This window comes from Sphaerospermopsis reniformis (assembly GCF_005402885.1).
In the GTDB taxonomy this organism is placed as follows: Bacteria; Cyanobacteriota; Cyanobacteriia; order Cyanobacteriales; family Nostocaceae; genus Sphaerospermopsis; species Sphaerospermopsis kisseleviana.
The window spans coordinates 1-8,256 of sequence record NZ_BJCE01000237.1; the positions used below are offsets into that span (position 1 = coordinate 1).

The 8,256-nt window shown below is 39.4% G+C and carries 9 protein-coding genes; 5 read left to right on the forward strand and 4 right to left on the reverse strand.

Going from position 1 to position 8,256, the window contains the following annotated elements; all coding sequences use genetic code 11:
* On the forward strand, positions 1–101 hold a 101-nt coding region (locus FFR48_RS22660), incomplete at its 5' end, for a transposase (protein ID WP_137668926.1).
* A 183-nt stretch (positions 102–284) separates the two neighbouring features.
* On the opposite strand, the gene FFR48_RS22665 is transcribed toward FFR48_RS22660, so the two are convergent.
* Entirely contained in the window at positions 285–794 is a 510-nt protein-coding gene (locus FFR48_RS22665; protein ID WP_137668927.1) for a DUF29 family protein, read from the reverse strand.
* Positions 795–1,316: 522 nt separating this feature from the next.
* On the opposite strand from FFR48_RS22665, the gene FFR48_RS22670 reads away from it, so the two are divergent.
* Positions 1,317–2,789, forward strand: a complete 1,473-nt coding sequence (locus tag FFR48_RS22670) for a TldD/PmbA family protein (RefSeq protein ID WP_137668928.1) — start codon at positions 1,317–1,319, stop codon at positions 2,787–2,789.
* Between the two features lie 108 nt (positions 2,790–2,897).
* Positions 2,898–4,238: a TldD/PmbA family protein gene (locus tag FFR48_RS22675; protein WP_137668929.1), complete on the forward strand. Its 1,341-nt coding sequence runs from the start codon at positions 2,898–2,900 to the stop codon at positions 4,236–4,238.
* A 151-nt stretch (positions 4,239–4,389) separates the two neighbouring features.
* Here FFR48_RS22675 and FFR48_RS22680 read toward each other — a convergent pair whose 3' ends face one another.
* On the reverse strand, positions 4,390–4,554 hold the full coding sequence (locus FFR48_RS22680) for a pentapeptide repeat-containing protein (protein WP_137668930.1): 165 nt from the start codon (positions 4,552–4,554) through the stop codon (positions 4,390–4,392).
* Positions 4,555–4,681: 127 nt separating this feature from the next.
* On the opposite strand from FFR48_RS22680, the gene FFR48_RS22685 reads away from it, so the two are divergent.
* Complete coding sequence (locus FFR48_RS22685; protein WP_096565217.1) at positions 4,682–5,194, forward strand: single-stranded DNA-binding protein; 513 nt, start codon at positions 4,682–4,684, stop codon at positions 5,192–5,194.
* Between the two features lie 95 nt (positions 5,195–5,289).
* Here FFR48_RS22685 and FFR48_RS22690 read toward each other — a convergent pair whose 3' ends face one another.
* Positions 5,290–6,168, reverse strand: a complete 879-nt coding sequence (locus FFR48_RS22690) for an NAD(P)-dependent oxidoreductase (protein ID WP_137668931.1) — start codon at positions 6,166–6,168, stop codon at positions 5,290–5,292.
* A 116-nt stretch (positions 6,169–6,284) separates the two neighbouring features.
* Here FFR48_RS22690 and FFR48_RS22695 point away from each other — a divergent pair, with 116 nt between their 5' ends.
* Positions 6,285–6,449, forward strand: a complete 165-nt coding sequence (locus FFR48_RS22695) for a hypothetical protein (protein ID WP_162501942.1) — start codon at positions 6,285–6,287, stop codon at positions 6,447–6,449.
* A 265-nt stretch (positions 6,450–6,714) separates the two neighbouring features.
* Here FFR48_RS22695 and FFR48_RS22700 read toward each other — a convergent pair whose 3' ends face one another.
* A complete protein-coding gene (locus tag FFR48_RS22700; protein WP_137668932.1) occupies positions 6,715–7,968 on the reverse strand; it encodes a class I SAM-dependent methyltransferase in 1,254 nt (417 codons plus the stop codon).
* Positions 7,969–8,256: the final 288 nt, after the last annotated feature.

Consider the following 8,256-nt stretch of genomic DNA (forward strand, 5'->3'; position numbering starts at 1 on the left):
TTAACAACAAACTCAAGTTGATTAAACGTTCTGCTTATGGATTTAGAAATTTTGATAATTTCCGATTAAGATGTTTGCTTACTTGGAAGTTTAAATATTAGTTTAGCATACTATGTACTGATGAACCAATTTTTCAATCTTCAACATCTTAATTTCCACCCACATTCAAGAATCCCCAAAAACAATACATAAAATCTCATCTTGTACATCCTCAAATCTTGGACATCCTGATTCAGACAAAATCCCATTTTTTTATTTCTTATCATAATAATCATTAATCAATTTTACTGCCAATCATCTCCACCAACCAACTGAGCGATATAATCATCCATAATTGCTGGTAACTCCTTAGAAGAATAAACATAAGTTAAAGACAACAATTTATTTGCAGTAGCTAAAATTTCATCTTTATCTATAATTCCTGCAAGCTGCGAACGACTGTATTTACCGTTCGTTACCTTAAAACTAGCGTCAACTATCGCATCCTCAATTACTTCTTCCTCAATTAAATTAGTCCATTCATCTTCATTCACATAATAGGATTTTTTATTATCCTTCAAATTTATCTTTTTAATTTCTCTAATAGCATTACGAATAGAAGCAACCCAAGATGCAGTTAATCTCTGTTCCACTTGATTTTTAATCAAATGAATCAATAAAATTTTTAAATAAGATTGGATATTTCGCAGAATAGCTTGTTTACTCATTCCTGCCAATTCATCTACAATTTCTAAAGCTTCTGCGTAACGTCCTTGTAAAATATTATTTCTGAGGTCTATCAATTCCTGAGTCATCGCTTCTAACCTCAAACCATCAAAAAACCAAAATCCTAATTTATTCTCTCATCTTACCAAATTCTCATCAAACTATAGAAAATTACAGAAAATTCCAGTATGCAAATTCTTAAATCCTGCGAATCTTAACTTCAACACTTCAAAACCTGTTATCTAAAACCTGTTATATATGGCGCGGACAGATTTCTAGATATAATAAAAATATAGCAAAACTCAGAACAACTGTCAACCCCCTAGCTGAAATTACCAAAACTCGTTAAATTATTGACATCATTCTCAATAATCTTGAGAAAACACCCACCCTTATTGATAGAAATCTTTTTTTTCCCAAATCCCATACAAATTACTTATACCTCTTACTTATACCTCTCTGCGACTCTGCGCCTCTGCGTGAGAAAAAAAACCAAGATAATAAAGTGAGGAAACCTCTACAGCCTAAATGCCCACAGTGACTTTGATGGATTTGTTAGACTAAACACACCAGGATATTTTCAGTCAAAAAGCCAGCAGACGAGGCCATTCATGCTTACAAATACCCTACTTCTTTCCAATCAACTCCCCAGTTTACAGTATTCATCAACAACAGAACGCTTCGACGACACCTGGGAAGCGCCCCTGGCCACCCTTTTGGGACTAGGACGCGCTGCTGGTGCAGATTTTGTAGAATTTTTCTTAGAACGTCGTAACTACATTAGTTGTTTAGCAGAAGACGACACCATCACCAGCATCTCACCCAGTTTAGCCAGTGGTGCAGGAGTGAGAGTATTTCGAGGCAAAGCCGACTGTTACGTTAGCACCAATAACCTGACATTTGCTGGACTAAAAGCAGCCTTAGAAAAAGGTCTTTCCATCCTGGGATTACAACTGCCAGGACCAACTGCTTTCATCCCCGAAATCAACCTAGAATTATTGAGAGACTACGCCACCAAACGCGGTAAAGATGGCTGGCTCCCCTTATGCAGTTCCATCCGCGAAATGGGAGAAATCCTTCTTGATGGTACTACCCAACTCAACAAAAAAGCTACCCACGTTCAGTCTCGCCGAGCTACTTACTTCCGTGACTGGCAAGAAGTATTAATTGCTGCCAGTGATGGCACATTTGCCCGTGATATTCGCCTCACCCAGTCAGTCGGCTTTAATCTTCTGTGCGCTGATGGTGCCAACCGTGCTTCCATCGGTGAACGTTCAGGAAACACCAGTGACCCCAACTTCCTGAAAACCTGGGATTATCAACAAGCTTCCGAACAAATTGCCGAATCTGCGGGTAAAATGCTATATGCAGATTACGTAGAATCAGGAAATTACCCCATTATCATGGCCAATCATTTTGGGGGAGTAATATTCCATGAAGCTTGCGGACACCTATTAGAAACCACCCAAATAGAACGCAAAACCACACCATTTGCAGATAAAAAAGGCGAAAAAATCGCCCATGAAAGTTTAACAGCCTGGGATGAAGGACGCTCAGACAACGCCTTCGGCACAATTGATATGGATGACGAAGGAATGCCCGCCCAAAGAACATTATTAATAGAAAAAGGCGTTCTCAAAAACTTCCTAGCTGACAGAACCGGTTCAGTAAGAACTGGACACCCCAGAACAGGCAGTGGTCGCCGTCAAAATTACACCTTTGCGGCTGCAAGTCGCATGAGAAATACATATATTGATACCGGCGAATACAGCAACGAAGATTTATTTGCTTCCATTGATAAAGGTATTTACTGTAAAAAAATGGGTGGTGGAAGTGTAGGCGCAACCGGTCAATTTAACTTTAGCGTTGACGAAGCTTATTTAATAGAAAATGGCAAAATTACCAAACCATTAAAAGGTGCTACCCTCATCGGTGAAGCAAAAGAAATCATGAACAAAATTTCCTTATGTTCCAAAGATTTAGAACTAGCACCTGGTTTTTGTGGTTCTGTTAGTGGCAGCATTTACACCACAGTAGGACAACCACATATTAAAGTTGATTCCATCACCGTCGGCGGCAGATAAAACAACAAATAAAAGTCATTTCGATGAAAACAGATAAACCATATCATCTGCGTTTATCTGCGTTCATCTGCGTTCAAAAATCCAAAATCTAAAATCCAAAATTGCATCATGTCTAACATTCAAGAAATCGCTAAATACGCCCAAGAAAACGCCCAAAAACTAGGCATTAAAAAATTTGACATTTACGGTTCAACTGTAGACGATACTAGCGTGCAAGTTGACCAAGGAGAACCCAAACAAGTAAAAGCTTCCAACCGTTCTGGTGTCACAGTTCGAGTTTGGAATGAAGAAAATACAATGGGTGTCACCAGTACCACAGATGTAGATCCCAAAGGATTAGAATTAGCTTTACAAACTGCCTACGAAGCAAGTTTTTTTGGAGTGAAAGAAAACGTTCCTGATTTTAGTCCACAAGCAACAATTCCCATTGAATACACTCCTAAAGAAAAAGCACCCCAAGCACCTGTTTCTGAACTAATTGAAAAACTATTAGTAGCAGAAAAAGAACTTTTAGCTGCTCATCCTGCCATTACAGGAGTGCCTTATAATGGTTTAGCACAAAGAGATATTGACCGTTTTTATCTTAATAGTGATGGTGCTTTAAGAACGGAATCTCATTATTTTGCTTCAGTTTATCTGTATAGTAAAACCGAGGAAGAAGGGAAAAAACCCCGCAGTGCAGGAGCATATCGAGTTAAGGAAAATTTAGCTGATTTAGATATTGCTGGTTGTATCAAAGAAACAGCAGATAAAACTATCAGTCATTTGCATTATGAAAAAATCAAAACTGGTAAATATCAAGTGGTTTTTTCTGCGGAAGCTTTCTTGAGTTTATTGGGTGCATTTTCTAATTTATTTAATGCCCAAAATATTCTGGATAATCAAAGTTTATCCACAACTGAAGATATCGGTAAAGAAATTGCTTCACCTTTACTTTCAGTTTATGATGATGCTTTACATCCTGCCAATGTGGGTGCAGAAAGTTTTGATGGTGAAGGTACACCAACCCGTCAAGTAAAGTTAATAGAAAAAGGTGTTTTAACCAGCTTTTTACATAGTGCAGGAACTGCAAAACGGTTAAATGCCCAACCTACAGGTAATGCTAGTATTGGTGCAAAGGTGAGCGTTGGTCCCAATTTTTATCATGTTTTTGGCGCTGGTACACCAGAAAAAGAATTAAGTTTAGAAACTGCGGAAAATGTGATTTTAATTGATGATTTACAAGCTCTCCATGCAGGTGTTAAAGCTTTACAAGGTTCGTTTTCTTTGCCTTTTGATGGTTGGTTAGTGAATAAAGGTGAAAAAATTAGTATAGAGTCAGCAACGGTAGCAGGTGATTTTCTGGAGTTGTTAAAATCTATTGTTTATGTAGAGAAGGAAGCGGAATTAACACCAGGGGGAGTTTGTCCTAGAGTTTGGGTAAGTGAACTTTCTATTACTGGGGAGTAATATTCAGGAGGCAGGAGGCAGGAGTTTTTTATTTTGGATTTTGGATTTTGGATTGTTTTTGTGATCTCCAATCTAAAATCTAAAATCTAAAATCTAAAATCTAAAATTTTCTTCCCCAGTCCCCAGTCACCAGTCACCAGTCACCAGTCACCTAATATTGAACTGTGCCATCAGGCATTACAGCTTCACGCAAATTTGCACCCATGATATTTGTGCTACTCATTTCTGCTTTGAACAAATTTGCCTTACTTAAATTAGCACCTCTCAAGTCTGTTATGGCCTCAATCGTTAGCCCAGTCTGGCATAAGGCATTCATGAAACTCCCATTAAAAGAGGGTTTTCCTGACTCCTGACTTCTGCTATGTGTAATTTGGCTGTTAAGCTAAATTGAGATCATTAATTTCCCGAATATTGTAAAGTTTGAGTTAATAGGAGGAAATACTATGAACAGTTGTATTTTAATGGCAGAAATTTATGATGCTCCCCAACTGCGACACACACCCGACGGTTTGGAAATAACAGAAATGATAGTTCATGTAGCGGGGTTGCGGCCAGATGATCCCTCACATCCGTTAAAAGTGGTAAGTTGGGGTAACTTAGCCAAAGACATTCATCAAAATTATCATCCAGGTGATCGCGTGATCATCGAAGGACGCTTAGGGATGAATACTTTTGAGCGTCCCGAAGGATTTAAAGAAAAACGTGCTGAGTTGACAGTACAACGGATTCATGCTTTAAGCAAAGGTGTACCAACGGATCAACCAGCAGCACAACGTCCCCTAGAGATTGTCAATCATCAATCAAGCAGACCTGCACAAACTCCAACTACAACATTTACAAATCCCGCACCCCAACCAACCACCCCAGAGCCTACCTATCAACCTGTAAGTTCTCAACCTCCATCCTATCAACCCACGACAGAAGCAGAACCCGATCCAGACGACATTCCATTTTAAGGTGATTGGTGATTGGTAATTGGTAATTGGTAATTGGTAATTGGTAATTGGGTTATTCATCTTAACCCTGTCACCTGTCACCTGTCACCTGTCCCCTACTCTCCGCTGGCTTCACCCCATTCTCGAATAGCGGGGAAAACAGAAGAATAATCATCTTCTGGATAGGACATTTTCATTGCTGACTGTAAGATGTGTTTTACACCCTCAATACTGCTGAGATTCAAACCAAGGGATTTAGCTTCAGAGATAAATAAATCTATTTCTTTGATCAATTGTTTGGTGGGTAAGTTGGCTTTGGAATAATTGCCATCTAACATCCGGTTTAGATTTTGATCAAAGATAGGCGCATAAAGTTTACTGTCCCGCAGGACTCGCATAAATAATTCTACATCAATGCCTTGCAACTGGACAAAAGCCAGACTCAGGGCAAAGCTAGTAGTGAGGGAAGCAATGAGTTGATTGAGTGCTAAAGTCAGGGATGCTGCTGATCCTACAGGTCCAATGTATACAGGATCGGGTCCAAAATTTGATAGTAATTTGACATGGCGTTGATATTGTTCTTCTTCACCACCCACCATGACAATTAATTTGCCAGTTTCCGCTTCTGGGATACTACCGAGTACAGGCGCTTCTATGTATTCACCACCAGCCGCAACTACCGCATTTCTGATTTCTTGGCTTTCTTGGGGAGTAGTTGTCCCCATTTGAATGATGCTGCGTCCTGATAAAGTATGCCAAGAAGTATCTGTGAGCAAGACATGATAAATAGCTGCGGCGTTAGATAGCATAAGAATTATACAGTCAGCAGAACGAATTGCTTCACGGGGTTTTGTGGCAATTGCTGCCCCTGCTGCTTGTAATGGTGCTAATTTTTCTGGGGTGCGGTTGTAGGCAATTAGCTCTATATTGGCAGCTAATAACCTTTGAGCCATCGGTAGTCCCATCAATCCAGTTCCCAGAAATGCCACCTTCATGTTTCACGTTCCTTTGGTAAATCGTAAGTAAAAAGGGAATTGGTGATTGGTAATTGGTGATTGGTAATTGGTAATTGGTAATTGGTAATTGGTAATTGGTAATTGGTAATTGGTAATTGGTAATTGGGTTATTTATCTTCCCAGTCCCCAGTCCCCAGTCACCAGTCACCAGTCACCAGTCACCAGTCACCAATCCCCAGTCCCCAGTCACCAATCCCCAGTCCCCAGTCACCAATCACCAATCCCCAGAAATTAGCCTCCGGCTGCGAAAGTTGCCATAATGACAACTGATAGTAGGATGCCGGGGCTAAGTAGGGTTACTAAGACAATCAGATCATGAGTATTCATAGTTGTTTCTTTGCCAAGGTTTTTAACTTGAAGTAATCACTGTTATCCTAGTCCAAGAAAGACGGATATCAGGATTCACCAAATATAGTTTTAATGTCAGGAGTCAGGATAATTTTAGATTTTAGATTTTAGATTGGAGTTAAGAAAAACAATCCAAAATCCAAAATCCAAAATCCAAAATTGAATCACCAATCCCCTCTACTCTGGTATAGTTAGTCCTTGGAGCGATCGCCTAGTTTCTGTTTCTGTCAATCCTTTGCTTTGCACGAGAACCCCAAAGTTACCTAGTCCTTCTGGGGAGATGAGTTGGTGTAGTGCTTCCCGGCGTTTGAGTAGTTGTGATATGGATTGTTGTTGATAGGAAAGGGCGGCTATTCTTTCTCCTAAACCTAAAGCCATCAAAAATAAACCTTGTTGTGTCCAACCCACTTGATTTAAACCGCATCGTTTTCCCCATTTTTCTAAAGCTGTAAAGTCAACATGGGCGGTGATATCTTGTTTTCCGATGTTGATGTATGGGTTATTATGATGTCGATGTTGGTAGTAGCACTGTAGAGTTCCTTGCGATCGCCTGGGATGATAATAACGACTTGCAGGGTAGCCATAATCAATTGTTAGCACATACCCGCGCTGCAAGCAGTCAGCCACTATACTCAACCAGTCCAAAGCGGCTAAATTAATTTCACTGTGATAACCTTCTTCATAAGCATTTTGGCTGATATCAATCCCCACTAACTGCAAATATTCTGCTAACTGCGGTGTGGATGCTTCCCCAACAACTTCGATAAATTCAATATTTGACTTTTTCCCTAACCCCTCTCCTACAAGATGAGGGAAATTATTGTTATCCCCCTTCTCTTGTAGGGAAGGCGGTTGGGGGGTTAGGTCTTGGGATGTAGTTACATAAATTTCTTGCAGTTTTCCCTCTGCTATGGTGAACTGATGCACAGGAAAAGCATCAATTAATTCATTAGAAAAAAAGCAACCTATGATTGAGTTAGGTGTGATTTCTTCTAAGTTTAACCAGCGCACAGAAAATTCCTGTAATTTTTGTTGTTGTTCCTGTCTTAAACTGGGTGATTTCTCAATAATAATATATTCTATGACATCAAAAAAGTCTGAATAATTAATTTTTAGATAATTGAGAATTTGGGAAGCTAAAACACCTATTCCTGCTCCCATTTCTACCAGATCAAAAGATTTTGGTCTATCTAAATTTTCCCACATTTGGTAAAATTGAACAGCCAGTAATTCACCAAAATCATCACATAAACTCGATGAGGTAAAAAAATCACCACCTTGAAAACCTATGTTAACTGCATTACTGGAATAATAGCCTTGGTCTGGGTGATATAACACCATGTCCATGTACTCAGCAAAGGTAATGCGTTTTTGGGGACTGGTGAGAATGTGACTGGCTATAGTTTGATATAATGCGGGGTTAGAATCCATAAAAAATCAAAAATTTAACTTTCTTTAACTCTCTAAAGTCTTAGAGTTTGTTGCTAAAGTTTGCGCCCCTTTTTGCATAATTTCAATATCTGCTTTTGACCATACACGAGAATTATGGCATTGATGAGCTACCAGCAAACCCCATAAACCTCTAGGGATAACAATAGACCTGTCCGAAAATTAAAAAGGCAGTCTGTGTATGGCTTTGAGGATGTTCTCATTTCAGCCAGACTTGACGTAATCATCAGGGCTAGAGATAGTTACTGTTAGTATAGCCCGGAAAAAATG